Annotated in this window: 18 protein-coding genes; 8 read left to right on the forward strand and 10 right to left on the reverse strand. The window is 73.8% G+C overall.

Going from position 1 to position 22,770, the window contains the following annotated elements:
- Positions 1 to 183: 183 nt before the first annotated feature.
- The 3 genes from mxcH to WMF31_RS18715 are packed head-to-tail and all read left to right on the forward strand — an operon-like array spanning position 184 to position 5,142.
- Entirely contained in the window at positions 184 to 2,853 is a 2,670-nt protein-coding gene (mxcH, locus tag WMF31_RS18705) for a TonB-dependent siderophore myxochelin receptor MxcH (RefSeq protein ID WP_436603255.1), read from the forward strand.
- Positions 2,854 to 2,902: 49 nt separating this feature from the next.
- Positions 2,903 to 4,150, forward strand: a complete 1,248-nt coding sequence (locus WMF31_RS18710) for a hypothetical protein (protein WP_436603256.1) — start codon at positions 2,903 to 2,905, stop codon at positions 4,148 to 4,150.
- Positions 4,147 to 5,142, forward strand: a complete 996-nt coding sequence (locus tag WMF31_RS18715) for a PepSY domain-containing protein (protein WP_436603257.1) — start codon at positions 4,147 to 4,149, stop codon at positions 5,140 to 5,142. Before WMF31_RS18710 ends, WMF31_RS18715 begins: the two co-directional genes overlap by 4 nt.
- Positions 5,143 to 5,298: 156 nt before the next feature.
- On the opposite strand, the gene WMF31_RS18720 is transcribed toward WMF31_RS18715, so the two are convergent.
- From WMF31_RS18720 to dhbC, 5 genes are all read right to left on the reverse strand, one after another.
- Complete coding sequence (locus tag WMF31_RS18720) at positions 5,299 to 6,075, reverse strand: 2,3-dihydro-2,3-dihydroxybenzoate dehydrogenase (RefSeq protein ID WP_436603258.1); 777 nt, start codon at positions 6,073 to 6,075, stop codon at positions 5,299 to 5,301.
- A 12-nt stretch (positions 6,076 to 6,087) separates the two neighbouring features.
- Complete coding sequence (locus WMF31_RS18725; RefSeq protein WP_436603259.1) at positions 6,088 to 6,969, reverse strand: siderophore-interacting protein; 882 nt, start codon at positions 6,967 to 6,969, stop codon at positions 6,088 to 6,090.
- Between the two features lie 39 nt (positions 6,970 to 7,008).
- Positions 7,009 to 8,007: an isochorismatase family protein gene (locus WMF31_RS18730; RefSeq protein WP_436603260.1), complete on the reverse strand. Its 999-nt coding sequence runs from the start codon at positions 8,005 to 8,007 to the stop codon at positions 7,009 to 7,011.
- Between the two features lie 98 nt (positions 8,008 to 8,105).
- A complete protein-coding gene (locus tag WMF31_RS18735) occupies positions 8,106 to 9,749 on the reverse strand; it encodes a (2,3-dihydroxybenzoyl)adenylate synthase (RefSeq protein WP_436603261.1) in 1,644 nt (547 codons plus the stop codon).
- Positions 9,749 to 11,002 (reverse strand): isochorismate synthase DhbC, encoded by a 1,254-nt coding sequence (dhbC, locus tag WMF31_RS18740; RefSeq protein WP_436603262.1) that lies wholly within the window; start codon positions 11,000 to 11,002, stop codon positions 9,749 to 9,751. The genes WMF31_RS18735 and dhbC overlap by 1 nt, the downstream gene beginning before the upstream one ends.
- Before the next feature lie 717 nt (positions 11,003 to 11,719).
- On the opposite strand from dhbC, the gene WMF31_RS18745 reads away from it, so the two are divergent.
- Positions 11,720 to 12,574, forward strand: a complete 855-nt coding sequence (locus tag WMF31_RS18745) for an NAD-dependent protein deacetylase (RefSeq protein WP_436603263.1) — start codon at positions 11,720 to 11,722, stop codon at positions 12,572 to 12,574.
- 81 nt (positions 12,575 to 12,655) lie between these two features.
- Here WMF31_RS18745 and WMF31_RS18750 read toward each other — a convergent pair whose 3' ends face one another.
- Positions 12,656 to 13,129, reverse strand: a complete 474-nt coding sequence (locus WMF31_RS18750) for a type II toxin-antitoxin system RatA family toxin (RefSeq protein ID WP_436603264.1) — start codon at positions 13,127 to 13,129, stop codon at positions 12,656 to 12,658.
- Between the two features lie 343 nt (positions 13,130 to 13,472).
- Here WMF31_RS18750 and WMF31_RS18755 point away from each other — a divergent pair, with 343 nt between their 5' ends.
- Genes WMF31_RS18755 through WMF31_RS18765 form a run of 3 tightly spaced genes read left to right on the forward strand, consistent with a single transcriptional unit; the run spans position 13,473 to position 18,428 of the window.
- Positions 13,473 to 15,533: a hypothetical protein gene (locus WMF31_RS18755; protein WP_436603265.1), complete on the forward strand. Its 2,061-nt coding sequence runs from the start codon at positions 13,473 to 13,475 to the stop codon at positions 15,531 to 15,533.
- 7 nt (positions 15,534 to 15,540) lie between these two features.
- The gene (locus tag WMF31_RS18760) at positions 15,541 to 16,527 is read left to right on the forward strand and encodes a hypothetical protein (protein WP_436603266.1); all 987 of its coding nucleotides are present in this window, start codon (positions 15,541 to 15,543) and stop codon (positions 16,525 to 16,527) included.
- Entirely contained in the window at positions 16,524 to 18,428 is a 1,905-nt protein-coding gene (locus tag WMF31_RS18765; RefSeq protein WP_436603267.1) for an ArnT family glycosyltransferase, read from the forward strand. The genes WMF31_RS18760 and WMF31_RS18765 overlap by 4 nt, the downstream gene beginning before the upstream one ends.
- 5 nt (positions 18,429 to 18,433) lie before the next feature.
- Here the strand turns inward: WMF31_RS18765 and WMF31_RS18770 are convergent, their stop codons facing one another.
- The 4 genes from WMF31_RS18770 to WMF31_RS18785 form a co-directional block, all read right to left on the reverse strand.
- The gene (locus WMF31_RS18770; protein ID WP_436603268.1) at positions 18,434 to 20,041 is read right to left on the reverse strand and encodes a hypothetical protein; all 1,608 of its coding nucleotides are present in this window, start codon (positions 20,039 to 20,041) and stop codon (positions 18,434 to 18,436) included.
- A 62-nt stretch (positions 20,042 to 20,103) separates the two neighbouring features.
- Positions 20,104 to 20,319 (reverse strand): hypothetical protein, encoded by a 216-nt coding sequence (locus tag WMF31_RS18775; RefSeq protein ID WP_436603269.1) that lies wholly within the window; start codon positions 20,317 to 20,319, stop codon positions 20,104 to 20,106.
- A gap of 166 nt (positions 20,320 to 20,485) precedes the next feature.
- Positions 20,486 to 21,502 (reverse strand): tetratricopeptide repeat protein, encoded by a 1,017-nt coding sequence (locus WMF31_RS18780; RefSeq protein WP_436603270.1) that lies wholly within the window; start codon positions 21,500 to 21,502, stop codon positions 20,486 to 20,488.
- Between the two features lie 241 nt (positions 21,503 to 21,743).
- Positions 21,744 to 22,256, reverse strand: a complete 513-nt coding sequence (locus WMF31_RS18785) for a hypothetical protein (RefSeq protein ID WP_436603271.1) — start codon at positions 22,254 to 22,256, stop codon at positions 21,744 to 21,746.
- 127 nt (positions 22,257 to 22,383) lie between these two features.
- Between WMF31_RS18785 and WMF31_RS18790 the strand changes: the two genes are divergently transcribed.
- Positions 22,384 to 22,719, forward strand: a complete 336-nt coding sequence (locus WMF31_RS18790; protein ID WP_242516307.1) for a hypothetical protein — start codon at positions 22,384 to 22,386, stop codon at positions 22,717 to 22,719.
- Positions 22,720 to 22,770 lie beyond the last annotated feature (51 nt).

Consider the following 22,770-nt stretch of genomic DNA (forward strand, 5'->3'; position numbering starts at 1 on the left):
GTCGAGCGCCGACAGGGGACATCGCGCCGGCGGCCTCCGGACATCGCGCTCGGTATTCCCCGCAGACTCGGTATTCCCCGCAGACTCGGTATTCCCCGCAGAGAGGGGTCCGGTTGGTAAACAGGCCGCCATGGACAACGACACCGCGCAGCGCCGCCCGGCGCGTCTCCCCATCACGCTTCGATGAGCAGGCCGAGGACCCGGATGTTTCGAGGACGCTCCCCGCTCTGCGCCGGGCTCATGGCCCTGGCCCTCTTCCTCGGTGGCTCGCCGGCCTTCGCGCAGGACGCGCGCGCGGACAGCGAAGCTCCCGGTGACGGGGGCGAGCGGCGCGCGCTCGGGGAGGCCGGAGCGGACGCGCCGCGCCACAGCGCCGCGCCCGAGGTCGGCGCCGCGCCCGAGGTGCATCCTCCCGAGCTCATCGAGCGCGTCGAGGCGGCCTATCCGGAGGAGGCGCGCGCGGCCGGCAAGGAGGGGAGTGTGGTGCTGCGGTTGACGATCGACGCCGGAGGGCGCGTCACCCGGGCGGAGGTCGCGACCCCCGCGGGGCATGGGCTCGACGAGGCCGCGCGGGAGGCGGCGCTGCGATTCCGCTTCACGCCCGCCCGGCGCGGTGAGCAGAACGTCGCGTCGCGCATCCTCTACCGCTACGATTTCCGGCTGCCCGAGCCGCCCGCCGCGGCGAGCCAGATCGCACAGGCCGCCTCGCCCGGGGCACAGGCCGCCTCGCCCGGGGCACAGGCCGCCTCGCCCGGGGCACAGGCCGCCTCGCCCGGCGCCGCAGGACAGGCGGCGGACACGGCCCCTGGCCCGGTCCCCGCGCCGGCCCGGCCCCCGCTCGAGGTGAGCGTGCGCGGCGCCTCCGTCGCCGAGCGGCTCCGCCGCTCGGCGGAGGCCGTTCATGTCATCGACACCGAAGCGGCGCAGCGGCAGTCCGCGGATCTCGGCGAGGTCCTCTCGCGCTCGGAGGGCGTCGGCGTGCGCCGCGGCGGCGGGCTCGGCTCCACGGCGCGGCTCTCGCTGAACGGCCTCGCCGACGACCAGGTTCGCCTCTTCCTCGACGGGGTGCCGCTCGATCTCTCGGGTTACGCGTTCGGGATCGCCAACGTGCCAGTCAACCTGGTCGAGCGCGCCGAGATCTACCGCGGTGTCGTCCCGGTGCGCTTCGGCGCCGACGCGCTGGGGGGCGCGGTGAACCTCGTGACCGATCGGAACGTCCGCGGCTCGCACGCCGCGGCGTCGTACCAGGTCGGCTCCTTCGGCACGTACCGGCTGACCCTGGGCGGGCACCACGTGCACGAGCCGAGCGGCCTCGTCGCCCGCGCGAACGGCTTCCTCGACCACGCGCGGAACGACTACCCGGTCGACGTCGAGCTGGTGGACGCGCAAGGGCGGCTGTCGCCCGCCCGGGTCCGCAGGTTCCATGACGGCTACCGCGCGGCCGGCGGCGGCGTCGAGGTGGGGGTCGTCCGGCGCCCGTGGGCCGACCGCCTGCTGCTCCGCGCCTTCTACGCGGTGCACGAGCGCGACGTGCAGCACAACCTCCACATGACCGTGCCCTACGGCGACGTGACCTTCGGCCGGCAGACCGGGGGCGCTCACCTCCGGTACGCCCAGCCGCTCTCCCGCGCGATGCGGCTCGACACGGTGGCGGGGTACGCGTACGCGCGCACGGACTTTCGCGACCTGGGCACCTGCCGCCACGACTGGTCCGGTCGCTGCCTGGCCAGGCTCCCGCAGCCGGGAGAGAGCGACGCGCGCGCGATCGACCAGCGCGTCCACCAGCACACCGCGTTCGCGCGCCTCAACCTCCTGTGGATCCCCGCGCCCGATCACCTCGTGCGCTTCGGCGCGGCGCCGACCTTCGCGACCCGCACCGGGCGCAATCGAGAGCACCCCGAGGGGGTCTATGATCCGCTCACCGCGCGGCGAGATCTCCTGAGCGCCGTCGTGGGCGTCGAGCACGAGGCGCGGCCGCTCGAGGGCCGGCTGGCGAACATCGCCTTCGCCAAGGGGTATGTGCAGGCGCTCCGGACCGAGGAGCAGCTCCCCAGCGGCCTGCTCCGCGATCTCGATCGCGGGACCTTCCGCATGGGGGTCGGCGACAGCCTGCGCTTCCGCTTCACGGAGGCGCTCTACGCCAAGGCGTCGTACGAGCTCGCCACCCGCCTGCCCAGCCCGGAGGAGCTGTTCGGCGCCGACGGCGACGTGCCCATCGTCGCGAACCTGCACCTCGATCCGGAGGTGAGCCACAACGTCAACCTCGGCGTGACGCTGGAGCGCGCGGACCTCGGCGTCGGCCAGCTCCGGTTCAACGTGAACGCGTTCGGTCGGTTCGCCGAGGGGCTGATCTGGCGGGGTTATCCCGGCGTCGGCTACGCCCAGTACATGAACGTGGCCTCGGCCAGGTCGCTCGGCTTCGAGTCTTCCGCCGGGTGGACGTCGCCGGGCGAGTGGCTCTCGCTCGACGGCCACGTGAGCTGGCACGACCTCCGGGACACCTCGAGCGACGAGCGCCTCCCCAACCGCCCGTTCCTGTTCGCCGACGGCGCGGCCCGCGTCACGTGGCCCGGGCCCCTCCTGCGGGACGACGCGCTGTCCCTGACGTGGAGCGCGCGCTACGTGCACGAGTTCTTCCTCGGCCTCGGAAAGCACGGGAGCCGGGAGACGAAGAAGCAGATCCCATCGCAGCTCTCGCACGCGCTCGCGCTCACCTACCTGGTGAAGCACGGCGGGTGGTCCGTGAGCTCGACCCTCGAGGTGCAGAACCTCACCGACGCGAAGACCTTCGATTACCACGGCGTCCAGCGCCCGGGGAGAGCGGCCTACGCCAAGCTCACCCTCGACATGTGAGATCCGGCATCCGCTCGACCGGCGAGCGAGGCCAAAAGGAGACGACTCGATGTTTCATCCGTGGTCCAGGGCGACAGCGTTCTTCATGATCCTCATCGTCCCATGCCTCGCCGCGTGCGGCGACGACGAGGACGGCGGCGGCGCGACCAGCGCCGCCGGGGCGGGGGGCGGCGGCGCCGCGTCCGGCCCGCGGTTCGCGATCACGACCCAGGTGCTCGGCAGCGACACGGCCGACTCGCTCAGCTACGTCGTCGTGACCGACTCGCTCGACGCGGGCACACCGCTGTCGCTCGGCGACGGCATCGAGATCGTGGGGCGCGCCCTCGGCGTCGGGCCCGAGGGCGGCGGCGCCGTGTTCGTGGCGGGCGACGCGGAGCCCACCGTGACCCGGTACGATCTCCAGGCAGATGGCAGCCTGAAGAAGGGCAGCGCGGTGAGCTTCCTCGGCAAGGGGCTCGCGAGCATCGGCGAGTACGGCGGCCAGTTCCAGTTCGTGTCGGAGACCAAGGCCTACTTCTTCGACGGCCCCACCGCCCAGGTGGTGGTCTGGAATCCGAAGGACATGACCGTCACCGGGGATATCCCGCTCGACGATCTCGTGCTCGCGGACGCGACGCTCACGTTCTCCGCGGCGCCGCTGCGACAGGGCAATGACGTGATCACCTTCGCCGGTTGGCGGCAGGGGCCGGAGGTCCCGAGCCAGGCCGCGATCGTCGTCGTGGACAGCGCGACGGACGAGGCGACCGTCGTCACCGACGACCGCTGCGGCTACGTGCGTGACGGCGCCCTGGGGCCGGACGGCAAGATCTACGTGGCCACCGAGGCGTACGGCGCGGCGGTGCACCGGCTCAACCCCGACAGCGCGGCGGCCGCCTGCATGCTGCGCTTCGACCCGGAGACGAGGGAGTTCGACCCCGACTTCCACGTCGAGCTCTCCTCGCTCTTCGACGGCAGCGCCGCCGGCTCGCTGATCCGCGGGCCGGGCGGCGAGGCGTTCCTGCGCGTGCTCGACGAAGAGGCCTTCGAGATCAAGGAAGACACCCACCCGCGCGTCCTGGCGAGCGCCGCGGCGTGGCGGTGGGCCAGCGTGACCCTCGGCGACGAGCCGACGGCCACGGTGCTGGGCGCCGAGCCCACCGGCGGGAGCGTCGTGATGCTGGAGCTCGGCGACCGCAGCTTCGCGCCGCTCTATCAGGGCCAGAGCTCCACGACGTTCCTCGAGATCACCGCGGACGGGCCCGGGGAGGCGACCCTGAGCACGGAGGGGCTCGTGTTCTCCGCCGTGAAGATGCGATGATGCTCGCGCCCGATCGCGACGAGGCGGCGACGGACGACCCCGCGCGGGGGCCGCGAGCGGCGCGGCGCCCCCGCGGGCGGCCGCGCTACGGCGCGGCCATGAAGGTCGTGCGGCGCCTGCACATGTACCTCGGCTTGCTGCTGTTTCCCTGGATCCTGCTGTTCGGGATCAGCGGTATGCTGTTCAATCACCCCGAGATCGGGCGCGACATCGACCGCCGGCAGCTCTCCGGAGAGGAGCTGTCGGCGCTCACCGGCTTCCGGCCCTGGGAGCCCGGCGACCTGGCGCGCCAGGTGGTCGGGCAGCTCAACGCCGGGTCGCCCTCGCCCTACGAGCTCGACGAGGGGTCGCCCGCGTTCTCCGGCTGGCCGATCTTCGCCGCGCCGGGCGGCGACGGGGGGCGTCACGTGCTGATCCTCAACCTCGACGACGGCAGCGCGACGCTCTCCCGCCACGCCCCCAATCCGGAGGCCCCGCCGGCCCCGTTCGCCGGCGCGGCGATCGATCTGCCCGAGCACCGGATGGCCGCGGTGCAGGAGCAGGTGAAGGAGCTGCTGCCCAGGCTCGGCGTCGAGGCCGGAGGGCCTCTGCGCGCCCACCCGAAGGTCAGCCCCGAGCTGCGCTTCCGCGTGCGCGACGCGGACGCGCGCTCGTGGAACGTCACGTACAACCTGGGCACGGGCCGGCTCGACGGGCGGCTCGACGACGCCGAGGGGCAGCCGCGCTTCGTGGAGGTGCTCGAGAAGCTCCACACGACGCATCACTACCCCGTTCACGGCGGCATGACCTGGCTCTGGGCGCTGTTCGCGGACGTCACCGGGGTCACGCTGGTCCTGTGGGCGCTCAGCGGTCTCGCCATGTGGTGGCAGATGAAGCCCACGCGGGTCATCGGCGCCGCCGGGATCGCGGTCGCCCTCGCCGTGGCGGCGGTGGTGATGAGCGGCACGGCGTCGGATGTGCTGTTCGGGAACGTCGCGGAAGAGGGCCCCTGAGCGCGGTGGGTAGGCCGGCGTCCGTGGGGAGCTGCCCTGGGGGCGCTCGCCTCCGGGGCTTGCGTTCCGGCGAGCCCCGGTCGTGGCTCGCCTGCACGACAGCCCCTCCAGCGAGCGCCCCCAGGGCAGCTCCCCACGGACGCCGGCTCGCCTGGATCAGGCGCCGAGCGTGGCGCCGCCGTCCACGCAGAGATCGTGCATCGTGATGTGCCGCGCCCGATCCGAGAGCAGGAACAGCACCGCATCGGCGACGTCGCCGGGGGTGGCGATCCGGTTCAGCGGGATCCCCAGCCGGAAGGCGGCGAGGGAGCCCGCGATCACCGCCTGCGCGCCGCGATCGTCGGCCCAGAGCGCGCGCTGCATCGGCGTGTCCGTCGAGCCCGGGGACACCACGTTGCAGCGGATGTCGTGCTCCGCGAGCTCCAGGCCGAGGCACTTCGTGAACATGGTCACGGCCGCCTTCGACGCGGCGTAAGCGGCCATGTGCATCCGGGGCGTCCTCGCGGCGTTGGACCCGACCGTCACGATCGCCCCCGACCGGCGCGGGATCATGCGCCGCGCCACGGCCCGGCTCACGTGGAACACCCCCCGGGTGTTGACCGCGAAGGTGCGCTCCCAGTCCTCGTCGCTCAGCGCGACGGCCTGGCCCATGCGCAGCACGCCCGCCACGTTGACCAGCATCTCGATCGGCCCCAGCGCGCGCTCGGCCCGGTCCACGGCGCGCTCGACGGCCTGACTGTCCGCCACGTCCACCGGGAACGCGGCCGCGCGATGGCCGCGCGCCCCGAGATCGTCCATCACACCCGAGAGGCGCTCTTCGTTCGCGTCGAGCCCCGCCACCCGCGCGCCGCGCGCGGCGAGCGCGCGCGCGACGGCCTCGCCGATCCCCTGGGCCGCGCCCGTCACGAGCGCCGTCCTGTCCTTGAACTCCATCGCTCGTTCCCGTCAGCTCTGGTCGAGCTCGTCCATGACGCGGTGCCGTTCCATGTGATACGCCTCCTCCGAGAGGCTGGCTCTCCAGTAGGGAATCGCGTACATCGCATCACGCTTGAGCCCGCGCTCGTTCCGCAGGAAATCGCGGATCGCGAGGACCGAGGTCGCCTCTCCGGCGACCCAGGCGAAGGCGCGGCCGTCCTGCCACCCGACGGCGCGGACGGCCTCTTCCAGCCGCGGGCTCGGGGTGTGCTGTCCATCGAGCGGGAGCCAGGTCAAAGAGACGCCGCTCGGCGCATCGAGCGCCTGCACGTCCGCCGCGTCGGGGACCGTGATCACGGCGTGGCCGCGCGCCGCCCGGGGCAGGGCCTCGAGGAGCGCGCCGATCGCCGGCAGCGCGGTCACGTCCCCGGCGAGGAGGTACCAGTCGGCGGGCCCGAGCATCGGATCGGGGCCGCCGGGCCCCGCGATGCCGAGCCGGTCGCCCGGCCGGGCGCGCGCGGCCCACCGCGACGCGGGGCCCTCGTCCCCGTGCAGCACGAAGTCCACGTGCAGCTCTCCGGCCCGCGCGTCGAACCGCCGCACCGAGTACGTGCGCGTGATCGGCCGCCGGGGCATCGGGGGCCAGATGGGGCCCTCTGGACCGAGCGTGGGCAGCTCCGGCACCGCCTGATCGCCGCGCGGGAAGAACACCTTGATGTGCGCGCCGTCGCAGCCCGCGGGGAACCCTGCGATCGCGTCGCCGCCCAGCGTGATCCGCCGCATGCGGGGCGAGATCGCGGTCGTGCGCAGCACCTCGAGCAGGCGCGGCGGCGTGCGCGCCACCGTCTTCTGGGGTGAGGCCGCCTTCCGGGGTGAAGTCGTCTCCCGGGGTGAGGTCGTCGTGCCGCTCATGTCGACCCGTCCGCCTCGCTGTTCTCCTGGTGTGACATGTCAGCCGAGGGCCTCGTGGCTGGCCGCCTCGGCGCTCCGCCCCGGCGCGCGGCCGGGCGCGCGCGGCAGGCGGGGCGACAGGAGCTCCCACCACGCGGCGAGCGTGGGGCGCTCGGCGAGCTCCACGAACGTGACGTCGACCCCCGCGCCGCGCCATCGCTCGACGAGGGTCATGAGGCGAATGGAGTCGAGCCCGAGGTCGAGCCAGCTCTCGTGCTCGGACACCCCGGATACGGGCTGATCCAGGAGCTCGAGGACGTCGCCGCGCAGGCGGTCCAGCGAGGGAGAGTGGCTCTCCTGACGCGGCGTCGGCGCCGCGGCCTGCGCGGGGCGGGGCGGGGCGACGCCCTCGGCGCCGCGGCGACCGTCGAGCGCGGCCAGGACCTCCCGGGTCGGGAGCGCGACCCCGCAGCGCTGCGCCACGTAGGCGATGGCCATCTCGTGCTGTTCCCGGGAGAAATCCGCGGTCGCGTCGGTCACGAAGAACGGCTGGATGTCGTTCATGAACGCCTCGCAGGCGGTCATGAGGCACCCGATATGCGCGTAGACGCCGGAGACGATGAGCTGATCGCGACCCCACAGGCGCATGAGATCGCGGAGCTCGGTGCGCTGAAAGGCGCTGTAGCGCCACTTGGTGAGGACGGTGTCGCCGCGGCCCGGCGAGAGCTCGCCCACGATCGCCTCCCGATCCGGGTGCCGTGTCAGCCCGGGCCCCCAGAGATCCGTCAACAGGCCGCGCTGCTCCGGCGTCTGCTCCGCGGGCTGCTTCGTGTAGACGACCGGGATCCCCAGCGCCGCGCATCGCTGCCGGATCCGCCGGATGCTGGCGAGCAGCTCGACCACGGGCGACGCCTGGGTGTCGTAGTAATCGAGGAAGTACTGCTGCATGTCGTGGATCAGGAGGACGGAACGCCCCGGATCTGGGCTCCATGACACCCGGCTCTCCGGGAGGTCATCGGCGCGCGGCATGGAATAGGGTTGGATTCTCGGGATGCCCATGATCGATCCTCTCTGTTCTCTTCGCTTCCTTGTGGCCTCTCGGGCCGGTGCGTCGGGTCAGGGGGCGTGACGGCGCCGTCGCCGCCTCCGCCCGGGTCTCAGGGCTGCGCGAGCCCCTCGGCGATCCGCCTCCGGAGCGCCTTCTTGTCCACCTTCCCGACGCTCGTCTTGGGGAGGCTGTCGACCCACTCGATGCGATCGGGTACCTTGTAGCGGGCGACGCCGCGCTCGCGCAGGAAGGCGTTGATCTCCCTCGGGGCCGGCGGCTGCCCGTGGGGCACGAGGAACGCGCAGGAGCGCTCGCCGAGCAGCGCGTCCGGCATGGCGACGAGCGCCGCGTCGCGCACCGCCGGGTGCGCGAGGAGGTGATCCTCGACCTCCGCGGCCGCGATCTTCTCGCCGCCGCGGTTGATCTGGTCCTTCGCGCGCCCCTCCACGACCAGGTGGCCGGACGGCGTGAGGCGCACGAGGTCGCCCGTGCGGTAGAAGCCGTCTCGCGTGAACGCCGCCGCGTTGTGCGCGTCGGCCTTGTAATAGCCGCGGATCGTGTAGGGCCCGCGCGTCAGCAGGTGTCCGACCTGCCCGCGCTCGACGTCGCGATCCTCGTCGTCCACGACGCGGATCTCGTCGTGGGGCGAGATCGGCCGGCCCTGCGTCTCGACGACGAGGTCCTCCGGATCGTCGAGGCGGGTGTAGTTGACCAGCCCCTCGGCCATGCCGAACACCTGCTGCAGCGCGCAGCCGGCCAGGGTGGACCGCACCCGGCGCGCGACCTCGGGGGAGAGCTTGGCCCCGCCCACCTGGAGCACGCGCAGGCTCGACAGATCGTGGCGGGGGGCCCGGGCCGCGTCCAGCCAGACCGGCACGAGCGGCGGCACCAGCGCGGTCAGGGTCACCCGCTCCCGCTCGATCAGGGGAAACGCCTCGTCCGGGCTGGGGCGAGGGGAGAGCACCACGCGGCCGCCGGCGTGGAGCGCCCCCAGGCTGCCGGGGGAGCTGAGCGTGAAGTTGTGCGCGACGGGGAGCACGGCCAGGTACACGCTGTCCGCGTCGAGCGCGCAGATCTCCGCGCTGGCCCGCACGCTGTAGAGATAGTCGTCGTGGGTCCGCGGGATCAGCTTGGGCACACCCGTGCTCCCGCCCGAGAGCTGGAAGAAGGCGACGTCGCCCGGCGCGGGCCCGGGGAGCTCTCCGGGCTCCGCGTCCACGCTGGAGAGCGCGGTGAACCGGCCCGGATCGCCGACCACCAGCACGTGCTTCAGGGTCGATGTCTCCTGCTGGATCTGCCCGGCCAGCTCCCGGTAATCGAACCCGCCGTCCCGGTCCGCGATGACGTAGGCGACCGCCCCGGTGAACTGGCAGAAATACGATATCTCGGCGCGTCGATGCGCGGGGAGGGCCAGCACGGGCAGCGCGCCGAGCCGGAACAGGGCGAAGCACACCTCGAAGAACTCCGCGATGTTCGGGAGCTGCACCACCACGCGATCCCCCGGCTGGACGCCAAGGCGCAGGAGGCCAGCGGCCAGGCGATCGGCGCGCCGATCGAGCTCGCCGTAGCTCAGGCGGCGCCCGACGCTGACGAGCGCGACGCGATCGGGGTGCTGCCTCGCCCGGTCGCGCAGCATCTCGCCGAGCGTCTCGCCGCGCCAGTAGCCGAGTTGGCGGTAGCGCTCTGCGAGGTCGGCGGGCCAGGGGGTCCAGCCGTCCAGCGCGCCGGATCGCCGCGATGGCTCTCGATGCATCACGCCATCTCCGGCGCCAGATCGAGGCCGAGCGCGTTCCCCATGGTGCGGAGCTTGGCGGAGGTCTCGGCGAGCTCCATGTCCCCGTCGGAGCCGAGGACGAGCCCGGCCCCGGCATAGAGCCGGGCCGACCGACCTGCGATGTCGGCGCAGCGGATGGCGACCGCCCACTCGCCGTCTCCGGCGGCGTCACACCAGCCCACGATCCCCGTGAAGAACCCGCGATCGAACGGCTCGAGCGACTCGATGGCGGCGCGGGCGCGCTCCGCGGGATAGCCGCACACGGCGGGCGTCGGGTGGAGGGCCATGGCCAGCTTCATCGAGGAGATCGAGAGATCGTCGAGCTCCCCCGTGACCCGGGTCGCCAGGTGCCACATCGTGGCCGTGTGCGTGAGCGAGGGGGCCTCGGGGACGTGGAGGCGCCGGCAGAACGGCCGGAGCGCGGCGGTGACGGCCTCGACCACGATCGCGTGCTCGTGCCGGTCCTTCCTGGAGGTGAGCAGGGCGTTGGCCCGCCGCCGGTCCTCCTCGGGATCCGGGCTGCGCGCCGCGGAGCCGGCCAGCGGATTGGCCACGACCTGCAGCCCTGACCGTGACACGAGCAGCTCCGGGCTGGCGCCGATCAGGGTCCGCGGCCGGGCCGTCGGGGTGTCGCCCTCCGGACCGGGCTCCCGCTCTGCGCTCTCCCAGAGGTTGGCGGCGAAGGTGTAGCCGCTCCGGTTGTGCTGCGCGAGGCGCCTGAGGACGTCCTGGAGGTCGATCGGCCTCGAGAGCACGAGCTCCATCATCCTGGAGAGGACGACCTTGCACAGCGCCCCGGTCTGCATCAGCGAGACCGCCTGCTCGACGCCGCGCACGTAGTCGCGGGGCTCGGGGATCATGCGCAGTGTCCGGATGGACACCGGTGCTCGCGGCCGGAGCGCGACCGCGGCGGCGCCGAGCGGACCGGCGCTCTGGATCGTCCTCGGGACGATGAGGCGCGCGGGAGACGTGTTGTTGAACGGCACCGCGCCGACCACGATGGGACGGGGATACCGGGCGCCCTCCGACGCCGCGAGCAGCGCCGCGACGCGGCCCGCAAGGCGGTCTCCGCGCTCCGGCTCCAGCTTCATCTCGCGCACGCCCTGCGCGAGCAGGGTGCATGTCGGCGACGCGAAGAAGAACGAGGATTCAGGGCTGTATTGCTCCAGGAGCTGCGCGGCGTTCGACGCGGGTCTCTCGGCAGCGTCCGGCACGAACAGGGTCGTCGTCATGAGGCGGTTCTCCTCGAAAGGCTTTGAAATCGATGGTGGCTCTGGCCCGGCGCCCGGCGCGACGCCCCCCGACGCCGCCGCGCGCGCGTCGCCGGGGGGCGTCGAGCGGGCGTCTCCACGGCGCCCGGGCCTGCGCAGGTCCGCGCGCGGAGCGGCGCGGCGCCCGAGAGGTGGCGTCTCGACATGCCGTCGGGGGGCGTGGGCCAGGCCGCAACTCCCGCCGATCGGCCGGCGCTCGAGGGGGCCAGGGGCCCCACCGCGCTGGCCCCCGCGCCGGACGAGCGCCCGAGTGAGCGGGCGCCGTCGTGGCGCGCAGGGGCGCGCGGCGCGAACGAAGGCTCGCGTGGCGCGGACGGCGCGCGAGAGCGGAGTCGGCTCGATCGTCGAGAAGGGCTTGTCGTCACACCCAGCTCCGATGGGCTGCGTGAGCCGCAGGGGCTCCGGTCATCGGGCTCTGGACGTCAAGTCGCGGGCCGCTCGTCTCCTGACTGGCTACTGATATAGAAAATCAGTTTCAGTTTCAAGTGGCTCATGCCATGTTCCGGAAGCGCTGTCAAGAAGTGCTTGCGTCATGTGCGTAAGACCGCTTCTTTGCCGGGGTCTCCAGGAGGGCAGGGGCGCCGGCCCTGCGGCGCCGCGCGCCTGTGGCGGCGCGCCGGCCCTGTGGCGCCGCGGGGCTGTGGCGGCGTGCCGCCGAACGGATCAGAACGGGGGCGCATGCTGCCCAGCGAAGCGCCCGCCGCGGACCGCCTCGACGACCTCGTCGCGCTCGTGCGCGGCAGGCGGCTCGTGGCGCTCACCGGGGCGGGGTGCAGCACCGAGTCGGGCATCCCGGACTACCGGGGGCCCGAGACGCGGCGCCGCGCGCGCAACCCGATCCAGGGCCGGGAGTTCTCCCGCTCGGCCGAGATCCGGCAGCGCTACTGGGCCCGCGCGGTGCTCGGCTGGGAGCGGTTCTCCCGGGCCGAGCCGAACCCCGCGCACCGCGCCCTCGCGCGGCTCGAGCAGGGCGGGCTGCTCGACGGCCTCATCACGCAGAACGTCGACGGGCTGCACCACGCCGCCGGCAGCCGCCGCGTGATCGAGCTGCACGGGACGCTCTCCGAGGTCGGCTGCCTCGCGTGCGGCGCGGTGGAGCCGCGCGCGGCGGTGCAGGCGCGGCTGCTCGCGCGGAACCCCGGCTGGCTGCGCCTCGCGGCCGACCTCGCCCCCGACGGCGACGCCGATCTGCCGGCCGAGCACGTCGCCCGCTTCCACGCGCCGCCCTGCCTGCGGTGCGACGGGCCGCTGAAGCCGCGCGTCGTCTTCTTCGGCGAGAACGTGCCGCGGCCGGTCGTGGACGCGGCGTTCGCCCTGGTCGACGCCGCGGACGCGCTGCTCGTCGTGGGCTCGTCGCTGGCGGTCTACTCGGGCTACCGCTTCGTGCTGCGCGCCGCGGAGCGCGGCATCCCGGTCGCGATGATCAACCTGGGCTCGGCGCGCGGCGAGGAGCTCAGCGCGCTGAAGATCGACGCCATGGCCGGCCACGTGCTGCCGCGCCTCGCCGAGGCGCTGGGCTGCGGGGCCCGCTGAGGGCGCCTCCGGGCGCCGCGCCCGGGGCGGGTGAGCCCCGGCGCGCCCGCGCGATCCGGCCTGCGCTCGCCGCCGTGCATCTCATCGGGCCCCGCAGCGGTGCGGCAGGCGCTTCAGGATGTCCGTGGTCTCGGCGCTCGCCTTGAGCCCGGCGAGGCGCTTCGCGACGTCGCGCTGCAGCACGGCCGCCATCACCGATCCGAGGATCCGCGGCCGCGCCGTGAAGTTGTAGCGGAAGGTGACGCGCGTCCGCTCGGGCGACAGCGCCTTGAAGAGCCACGCCCCCGAGAACCGGCGGAAGACCGGCGGCCCCTCGACCATGGCGATGGCCACCTGCTCCGGCGGGTTCAGCGTGATGTACCGCGCCTCCATGCTCAGCCCGTTCCTCGCGCGCACCCACACCCGCACGCCGACGGCGGGCTCGGTCGCGCCGTCGCAGAAGCGCATCTCGCTGAGGAAGGGGTCCCACTCGATCCGGAGGTCGTAGTCCTGGGACAGCGCGAAGAGCGCGTCGGAAGGGGCGTTGATCTCGGCGGTGCTGTGGACCGTGGGCATGATGATCAGGATAGGGCCGCGGCGCGCGCGATGGCGAGCGCGCGCCGCGCGCCGCGGGCCTGTGCGCGCGCACGTCCAGGGTCGATCGAGCGGCTCCGGAAAGGGGAGTTTACGGGGAGCTCGAGCGCGATCCCGACGACAAGGACGCATCGCTCGACCCGAGCGTCCTGGTCGAGATCCTCTCCGATGGCTCGGAGGCTCACGATCGGGGGCAGAAGTTCGCGCACTATCCCCCCGCCGGAGGCGGAGGAGCGTCTCCGCGGCGCGTGAGGGGATTCTGATCTACGCTCCCGGCGCCCTTTCGGTCTGACGCCCGGGGGCCTCTGAGCGGAGTCTCCCTCTCATGAAAATGATCCTCCCGAGCGCCCCCTCGCTCGCCGTGCTCGCCGCCACCTGTGCCGCCGTGGCCTCCTGCGCCCCCGCGAAGGCGCCCGCGCCGCCCGCGGCCGCGCCCAGGGCCCCGGCCGCTGCGACGCAGGCTGCGCCAGAGGCGCCGCGCCCCGACCCGCTGACGCGGCCCGAGCTCAACCGCCTCGCCGTGGAGCTCGACCTGCCGCTCTTCTGGATCGCCGACCGGAACGGCTCGGGCGCGGTCGATCCGGACGAGATCGCCACGCCGTGGCACCACACCACGCCCCCCGCCTGGGTCGCCTCCGGGGCGTTCACGCCGGCGTTCACCGCGGCGTACGCGGCCATGACCCGGATCAAGGCCGAAGGCCACCCCCGCGCCGGCCTCGACGACGCCGAGAAGCGCCGCCGCGATGCGGTCCTCGCCGAGCTCGCCGGCGGCCGCCCGTCGCTCCTCCGCTCGGACTTCCGCGAGGCGTCCGCCGAGGACCGCGCCATCGTCGGCCACCTGCTCACGGTCGCCGAGCTCATCGAGCAGATCCACGCGAAGCAGCGCGGGACGACCGGCATGGCCGAGCGGATCCCGCCCGATGATCCGGCGAGCCGCGCGCTCTTCTGGCGCAACCAGGGGCCCTGGTGCGAGCAGCCGAAGACCCGGGACAACCCCGATTGCAGCGCGCTGCCGGACCGGCCGCCGCGCCTCACCGGCGTCTACCCGGCGCGCCTCCAGCAGGACAAGAAGTTCTGCGCCGCGCTCGAGGCGCGGCCGGACCAGAAGGCGCTCCTGTCGCCGTTCACCGTCGTGGTGGAGGAGAACGGCGCCCTCAAGGCCGTGCCTTACAGCCAGGCGTACCGGCCCGAGATGGAGGCCGTGAGCCGGGAGCTCAGGGCGGCGGCGGACGCGATCCAGAGCCCCGGCGAGGCCGCCTTCAAGGCGTACCTGCTCGCGGCGGCGCAGGCCTTCCTCGACGACCGCTGGGAGCTCGCCGACGAGCCCTGGGCGAAGATGAACGCCGAGAACTCGGCCTGGTACCTGCGGGTGGGGCCGGACGAGACCTACTGGGAGCCGTGCAGCCGCAAGGCGGGCTTCCACGTGAGCTTCGCGCGCATCAACCAGGAGTCGCTCGTCTGGCAGAGGAAGCTCGACCCTGTGAAGGCCGACATGGAGGCGGCGTTCGCGGAGCTCGCGGGCGCGCCCTACAAGGCGCGCAAGGTCGCGTTCCACCTGCCCGACTTCATCGACATCGTGCTGAACGCCGGCGAGTCGCGGGCCGCGACGGGCGGGACCGCGGGCCAGAGCCTGCCGAACTGGGGCCCGGTCGCGACCGAGGGGCGCGGCCGCACCGTGGTCATGGCGAACTTCCTCCAGGACGACGATAGCCGCGCCGCGCTCCGGGAGGCCACGTCGTCGCTCGTCTGCAAGGCCACGCTCGAGGGGATGTCGTTCGAGCGATCCGTCGCGACGATGGGCACGGTGCTGCACGAGGCCGCCCACAACCTGGGCCCGGCGCAGGGGTACGAGGTGAAGGGCAAGACCGACGACGAGATCTTCGGCGGCCCGCTCGCCTCCATGCTCGAGGAGCTCAAGGCCCAGACCGGGGCGCTCTACTTCGCCGACTGGCTCGCCCGGAAGGGCGTGATCGATCCCTCGCTCGCGCGCCGGATCGAGGCGCGGGACATCGTGTGGGCCCTCGGGCAAGCCGGGCGGGGGATGTACACGGCCGGCGGCGAGGCGCGGCCCTACGGCCAGCTCGCGGCGATCCAGCTCGGCAGCTTGCTCGACGCGGGCGCGCTCGCCTTCCATCGCGGCGAGGTGGCCGCGAACGGCGAGGACAAGGGGTGCTTCTCGATCCAGGCAGACAGGCTGCCCGCCGCGGCCGAGGCGCTCGCGAGGACGGTGCTCGGCATCAAGGCGCGCGGCGACAAGGCGGGCGTGCTGCGCCTCCGCGAGGCCTACGTCGACGGGGACGGGGCGTGGAAGACGCTCCGCGGCGTGATCGAGGAGCGCATGCAGCGCATGCCGTTCGGGAGCGTCGTCTACGCGATCGAGCGCTAGGGGCGCCGTGGCCCCGGCGCAGCCCCACGACACGACCTCGTCCGCGGGCGGACCTCCGCGGGCGCGCCGCCGGGCGCGGCGGTGGGGCCTGCTCGCGCTCGCCGGCCTCCCGGCGCTCGGCCTCGGCGAGCTCGCGGCGCACGTCCGCTTCAGCGAGGGCGCGCCGGATCTCGACGCCTACCGCGCGCTCGCGGCGCCGCTCGCGGCGATGAAGCGGCCCGGGGATCTCGTGGTCGTCGCGCCCGCGTGGGCCGATCCGGCCGCGCGCCGCGCGCTCGGGGACGCGCTCTCGCCGCTCCGCGACGCCGCGCGGCCCGACGAGACCCGCTACGCGGCCGCCGTCGAGATCAGCGCCCTCGGCCAGCGCGCCGAGGAGCTCGCGGGCTTTCGCGAGGAGGCCCGGCAGGAGCACGGGCCGTTCGTGCTCCGGCGCCTCGTGAACCCGCGGCCCGCGCGCGTCGTGTACGACTTCGTCGAGCACGTCGCGCCGCCGTCGGCGGACGTGCGCGTCACCGATCCGCCGGCCGCGTGCCGCTGGAACCCGCGCGCGCGGATCGCGACCGGGGGCCTCGGCGGCCACCCGACGTTCCCCGCGGAGCGCTTCGAGTGCCCTGGCGGCCTCTTCTTCAACGTCGGCGTCACCGTGATCGCGGACGAGGAGTTCCGCCCGCGCCGGTGCATCTGGTCCCACCCGCCGAGGGCCGGCGAGATCGTCACGCGCTTCCGCGGCGTCCCGCTCGGCGACGTGATCCGGGGGCACGCGGGCATGTACTGGATCATCGAGCGAGAGCGGAAGGGCGCGCCGGTCACGCTGGCCGTGCGCGTGAACGGCGAGACCGTGGGGGAGGCGACGCACGTCGACGGCGACGGGTGGGCGCCGTTCGAGTTCCCGCTCGGCGCCCACGCCGGCGCGGCCGGGGCCGAGGTGGAGTTCGCCGTGAGGACCTCGGACTACACGCACCGCCACTACTGCTTCGAGGCGGACACCCGATGAACCGAACGGCGCGGCCCGCTCCCCTCGCGCTCGCCGACGGCCTCGTCGCGCTCGCGTTCGCCGCGGCGTACGTCGCGCTCCTGCTCGCGACCGCGGGCGACCTCGGGTACGCGCGCGACGAGGGGTTCTACTTCTTCGCCGCGGACCGCTACGCGTCGTGGTTCAAGCTGCTCCTCGAGGCGCCGCGCGCGGCGCTCGCCCCGGAGGTCATCGACGCCGCGTGGTCGGTGAACCACGAGCACCCCGGGCTCATCAAGTCGCTGTTCGCGCTCTCCAACCTCCTGCTGCAGCAGCGGCTCGGGCTCTTCGCCGAGGAGGGCACGAGCTACCGGTTCCCCGCGATGGTCCTGTCGGGCGCGGGCGTCGCGCTCGTCTACCTCTGGGGCGCGCAGGCGCGCGATCGGATCGCGGGCGCCTGCGCGGCCGTGCTCTTCGCGATGCTGCCGCGGTACTTCTACCACGCGCACCTCGCGTGCTTCGACGCGCCGATCGTGACCGTGTGGGCGCTGTGCGCCTACTGCTACTGGCGCGCGCTGCAGGGCGGCGGCCTGCTGTGGCCGGTGCTCACCGGCGTCGCCTTCGGCCTCGCGCTCGACACGAAGCACAACTCCTGGTTCTTGCCGATCGTGTGCGTCGCGCACGCGATCGCCGTGGCGCTCAGGGAGCGGATCGTCGCGCCGCGGAGCGCAGCGGAGGGCGCGTCGGGCGCCGCAGTGGACGGCGCGCCGCCGGCGTCCTCCGCTCCTCGGCCGCCGTTGCTGCCGCGGCCGTCCCATCGGGCGCTCGCCGCGCTCGCCGCCATGGCGACGCTCGGCCCCCTCGTCTTCTTCGCGCTCTGGCCGTGGATCTGGCACGACACGCTCCCGCGCCTCCGCGAGTACGCGTCGTTCCACCTGAACCACGAGTACTACAACATGGAGTTCCTCGGCCGGAACCACTGGACCCCGCCGATGCCGCGGGCCTACGCGCCGGTGATGACGGCGGCGACGGTGCCCCTCGTCACGCTCGTCCTCTTCGTCGCGGGGCTCTGCGCCGGCGCGCGCGAGCGCCTCCCGTACCCGCTCGCCTGCGCGGCGGCGCGGCTCGCGCCGGCCAGCCGGAGGCCCGCGCTCGTGGCGGCGCGCGCCCTCGCCGCCCGGCTCCGTCCGCCCGCGGACGATCCGGGCGGCACGGCGCTCCTCTGGTTCCTCTCCATCGCCGCCGTCTACGGCGCCTGGCTCTCGCCGCGCACGCCGATCTTCGGCGGCACGAAGCACTGGATGACGGCCTACCCGTTCATGACCCTGTTCGCCGGCGCGGCGTTCTCCGCCGCGGTGAGGCGCGCGCGCATCGGGCTCCGCGCGCTCTCGAGCGACCGGCGCGGCCCGGGCGGGCTCGCGCGACGCGCCGGGCTCGCGCGACGCGCCGGGCTCGTGGGGCGCGCCGGGCTCGCGCGGGCCGCCCGCGGGCCGCTGCTCCCGGCGCTGCTCGGCGCGGCGGTGGTCGCGGCGCCGATCGCCGAGACGCTGCACGCGCACCCGTGGGCGCTCTCGAGCTACACGCCGCTCGTCGGCGGCGCGCCCGGCGCGGCGACCCTCGGCCTGAACCGCACCTTCTGGGGGTACACGACGGGCGCGGTCGTCGCGTACCTCAACGCGCACGTCCCGCCGCGGGGGACCGTCTACATCCACGACACGGCCGGCCCGGCGTGGGACATGCTCCAGCGCGACGGGCGCCTGCGGAAGGACATCCGCGGCGTCGGGACCCTCGCAGGCGCGGACTTCGCCCTCTATCACCACGAGAAGCACATGCTCGGGCAGGCGTACCAGGCGTGGGTCGCCTTCGGGACGACGGCCCCGGAGCACATCGCCGGGCTCGACGGCGTGCCGGTGATCCTGGTCTACCGGAACCCGGCGCGCTGAGCTCGTCAGCGCTTCGTCGCCGGCGCCTTCTTGGCCGGAGTCTTCGCCGCCTTCTTCTCCGGGAGCGACGGGGCCTTGCTCGCGGGAGCCTTCGCCGTCTTCTTGGCAGCGCTCGCCGCGACCTTCGCCGTCGCCGCGGCGGCCTTGCGCGCGGGCTCCTTCGCGGCGGGCTCCTTCGCTGAGGCGGCCTTCCGTGCGGGCTCCTTCGCGGCGGGCTCCTTCGCTGAGGCGGCCTTCCGTGCGGGCTCCTTCGCGGCGGGCTCCTTCGCTGAGGCGGCCTTCCGTGCGGGCTCCTTCGCGGCGGGCTCCTTCGCTGCAGCGGCTTTGCGTGCAGGTTCCTCCGCTGCGGCGGCCTCGCGTGCGGGCTCCTCCGCTGCGGCGGCCTGGCGTGCGGGCTCCTTCGCTGCGGCGGCCTTACGCGCGGGCTCCTTCGCGGCGGGCTCCTTCGCGCTCCGGATCGCCACGGCCTGGCCCTTGGCCTTGCTCACCGCGGCCTGTTCCTCCGCCGGCTCGGCCGGTCGACGGGGTTTCACGAGCACCGCGGGCTTGCTGGAAGGCGCGACGGCCTCTTCTTCCGTCGCCTCTTCCTCATCCTCCTCGCCGAGGCCCTCGTCCTCGCCGTCCTCGGCCGCGGCCACCGGCGCTCTCTCCGGCCCCCGGTGGCGCGGGGGAGGGGCCTCGCCGCGCAGCGGCGCCGCGGCCGGCCTGGCCGCCTCGCCGAGCGCGTTCAGCGACCCGCCCAGCAGCGACGCGATCTCGCGGGTGAACGCCGTCATGTGGCTGTCGACCTCGAGCGCGTCCTGCTCGGACAGCGGGGTGATCCGGAGCCTGAGGGTCCGGTCGCCCACGAGCTCCCACGAGGCGGCGCAGCCGCCCTCGCGCAGCATCCGCGACGCCGCGGCGTCGATCCGCTGGCGCAAGCCGCGCTCTCCGAGCTCGATCCTGCGCGGAAAGTCGACGCGACGCTCCATCATGGGCAGCGTCACCACCTTGGCCTCGACGAGATCGGCGAGCTCGTCGGCCACGGCCTCCTCGATCTCGAGCCGCGCGTCGGGGTCGCTGCTCTCGACCGAGAACGTCGCCTCGCGGAGCTCGGGATCGTAGCCCGTCAGCTTGCCGCCGGCGTGCTGGGCCGCCCGCGTGAGCGCCTCGCGCAGCACCTCGGCCGGCGCGCGCTTGCCGACCGTGGAGGCGACGTACCCGAGCGTGTCCAGCCGCACATGCACCGGGCCGTCGTCCTCGAAGCCGAGCCCGCGCCGCGGCCCGAGCAGCGTGTCGCGCATCACCCGGAACACGTCGCGCTTGATGACGTTGTCCTCGGTGAAGATGTCCTCCACGTGCTCGGACTCCATCAGCGTGCTCGTGAGGGTCGCGACGAGCTCCTCGACCTGATCGTCGATCTCGTCGGTGCCGAAGGTGGTGGTCACCTCCCCGTCGACGAGCGCCCAGGGCTCGAGCCGGGGTGCGATGGCCGCGATGTCCTCGGACATCTTCTCCTCGAGCTCGCGCGCGAGCGCGCTCGCGCCGCCCCTCGCGACGAGGATATGCCCGTGCGCCTTCAACGCATCGACGATGCTCGTGGAAAGTCGGCGGGAGAGGTTGCGCTCGTTCACGAGGCGCGCAGCTTACACGGTTTGCGCGGCCTGGCGATACGGAGACCGCGGATCGGCCGTGCTCAGGGGTCGCTCTCGATCACCTTGATCCGCACGTCGCCGAGCCGCTCCGGGATCGCCGCGCGCGCCGCGTCGAGCGCCCCGGACCTGATCGTGACGCGGACGATGAAGCCGACCCCGTCCTCTCGCTCGACGCCGACGCCGACGCACCACGGCTCGCCGCTGATCTTGGCCTTGAGCTCCTCCTTGGCCCGCCGGGCCGATCCCACATCGCTCATCCGTTCTCCTCTCTCCTCGGGTCTCGCGCGCGGCTCATGCCGCGCGCCCCGTCGCTGGTTCTGACCGTCAAGGACTGCCACGTCGCCGGCGCGTCGGCGACCTCGTCGGTGCGCGCCGAAGGCGGGCCGCTCGCGGGCGGGGCGAGCGCCTCACCCGCGCCGCGCCTCACAGGTGCCTGCGCGCGATCTCCGCCCACGTGCCGGTCGGCTCGATCTCCAGGTACCTGCGCCAGCACGGGCGCGCCCGCGCCGGATCGCCGACCTGCTCGTAGGCCATCGCCAGGTTGTAGTACGCGTCCGCGAACCGCGGATCGCTCTCGATCGCGCCGCGGAAGTAGCGGATGGCCTCGGTCGCGCGGCCCCGCTCGAGCATCACGTAGCCGAGGTTGTACTGCGCCTCCGGCTGGCTCGCGTCGAGCTCGAGCGCCTTCATGTAGAGCGCCTCGGCCTGCTCCTCGGCGTTGCGGCGGAAGCAGATGTTGCCGAGGTTCGTGTAGGCGATCGCCAGCCACGGATCGATCTCGAGCGCCCGCCGGTAGAGCGCCTCGGCCTCGTCCATCGTCGCCGGATCCTCGTCGAGCTGGCTGGCCTGCATGTAGAGCTCGTACGCCGTGCGCGCGCGCTCCCGCCCGACCTTCGGGCGGAGCACGCGCACGACGTCGTCGCGCAGGTCCTTCACCTCGAAGTCGAGCACCATCTGCCCGGTGAGCGGCTCGAAGGCGCCGGCCGCGCCCCGGACCACCACCGATTTCCCGTCGAAGGCGACGCGGAGCTCGGCGAGGGGCCGCGTCACCTTGGGGAGCGCGGCGCGGATGTTCTCGATCGCCCGCGCCACGTCGCGCAGGCGCACCTTGCGGGCGATGAGGTCGCGCGCGGCGCGCAGCGCGATGAGGTCCGAGAAGGTGTAGGCGCGCCGTCCCCGGCGCCGGCCGCTCGGCGACGCGATGCCGGCGCGATCGAGCGAGCGCAGTCGCCCCGGCGAGATCCCGAGCAGCCGCGCGACCTCCGGGCCGGTGAACATGTCGGTCACCGGCTCGCGAGAGGTCGGCGCGGGGAGCGGCGCCGCGGGCTCGCTGGCCCGCAGGGCGGGCGAGGGCGAGCTCACCCGCCCCCCACCAGGGCCGAACACGACGTGGATCACCTTGTCGGAGTCGCCGGAGGCGGAACGGTCCTTCTTGCTCATCGCAGCGTCGCCGGCTCGACCCCGAGGTTCGGCGGAGGCAGAGCGCGTCGTGTGGAGCGTACCTCGCCACGAGCCGGATCGCTCCCGTTCTCCACGTGCGCACGCGCGTCAAGGGGGCAAGGGGCGCGCTCCTCGCGGCCGCGGTGGAGGTGGCGGTGGCCGTCCCGCGCGCCGGCGGGGATCGACGGCGCGCGGTGCGCGTGGGCGAGCGGTGTTCGAGGTTCGGTTCGCATGTCGATGGTCATGCGCGCGAGGGGCGCGCCGTCCTGAGCAGCACCTGCGCCGTGACGTCCACGGTCAGCGCGATCGAGGTCGTCATCGCGCGCGGCGCGGGCCCCACGCGGATCTCGGCGTGGAGCGGTCCGAGCGGGCCGCCCGCGCGCGCGGCCGCCTCGCGCTGCGCGACGCGGAGCGCCCGCAGGCGGAGGTGGGGGTCGAACGCGAGCGCCCGGTCGAGCGTCGTCGAGCGCGGCGCGTCCTGCGGCAGCGTGACGAGCAAGCTGGTCGACCCGTAATACACGAGCGCGCCGTGCTCGTCGCGGGTGCTCCCCTCGCTCAGCACGTCGGCGCGATCGAACAGCGCGCGCAGCGGCCCCGCCGCGCAGGCCACGAGCTCGACGCGCCGCCGCTGCAGCAGGGGCGGGCTCTGGACCTTCGCCAGTCCTGGACCGGGTGGACGCTCGCGGATCTGCATGGCGATCGCGATCGTGGCATCGCCGCGCGCGGCGTCCCAGAAGCGCGCAGCGATTCGCACAAAGTTGCTGCTGCGCGCGCTTTTGTGCGGGACGCAGCGCGCGCGGCGATCGCCGCGAATTTGGCCGTGCGCGGCGCGCGCTGTCACGATGCGCGCCGCGCAGGGGAGCGCAGAGGAGCGACGAGCGATGATGAGCTACACGGGCACGGAGCGCCGCAGGCATCGGGTCTTCATCACCCGCAACACCGAGTATCACGTCCGCGACAACATCTGCGTCGCGGTCCGCGATCGGCAGGCCCGGAAGTTCCGGTCGAGCCACATCGCGCTCCGCCTCAAGCTGGAGGGCGCGGTCCGGATCAACCCGAACGGCGTCGTGATCCCGGAGCCGAACAGCCCGCGCATCGGCGCCGGCATCTACTTCACCCAGCGGGACGAGGACGGCGTGGAGCGGCAGATCGTGACGAGCCGCGTCGAGCGCATCGAGCGGCCCGAGAAGGGCGACGTGATGCAGTATCCGTCGTGAGGCGGAGGCCCCGATGCGCGGCCCCCTCGTGACACCGTGACGCGCGGCCCC

The sequence above is a fragment of the Sorangium sp. So ce1036 genome, assembly GCF_051369805.1.
Taxonomy (GTDB): Bacteria; Myxococcota_A; Polyangia; order Polyangiales; family Polyangiaceae; genus Sorangium; species Sorangium cellulosum_F.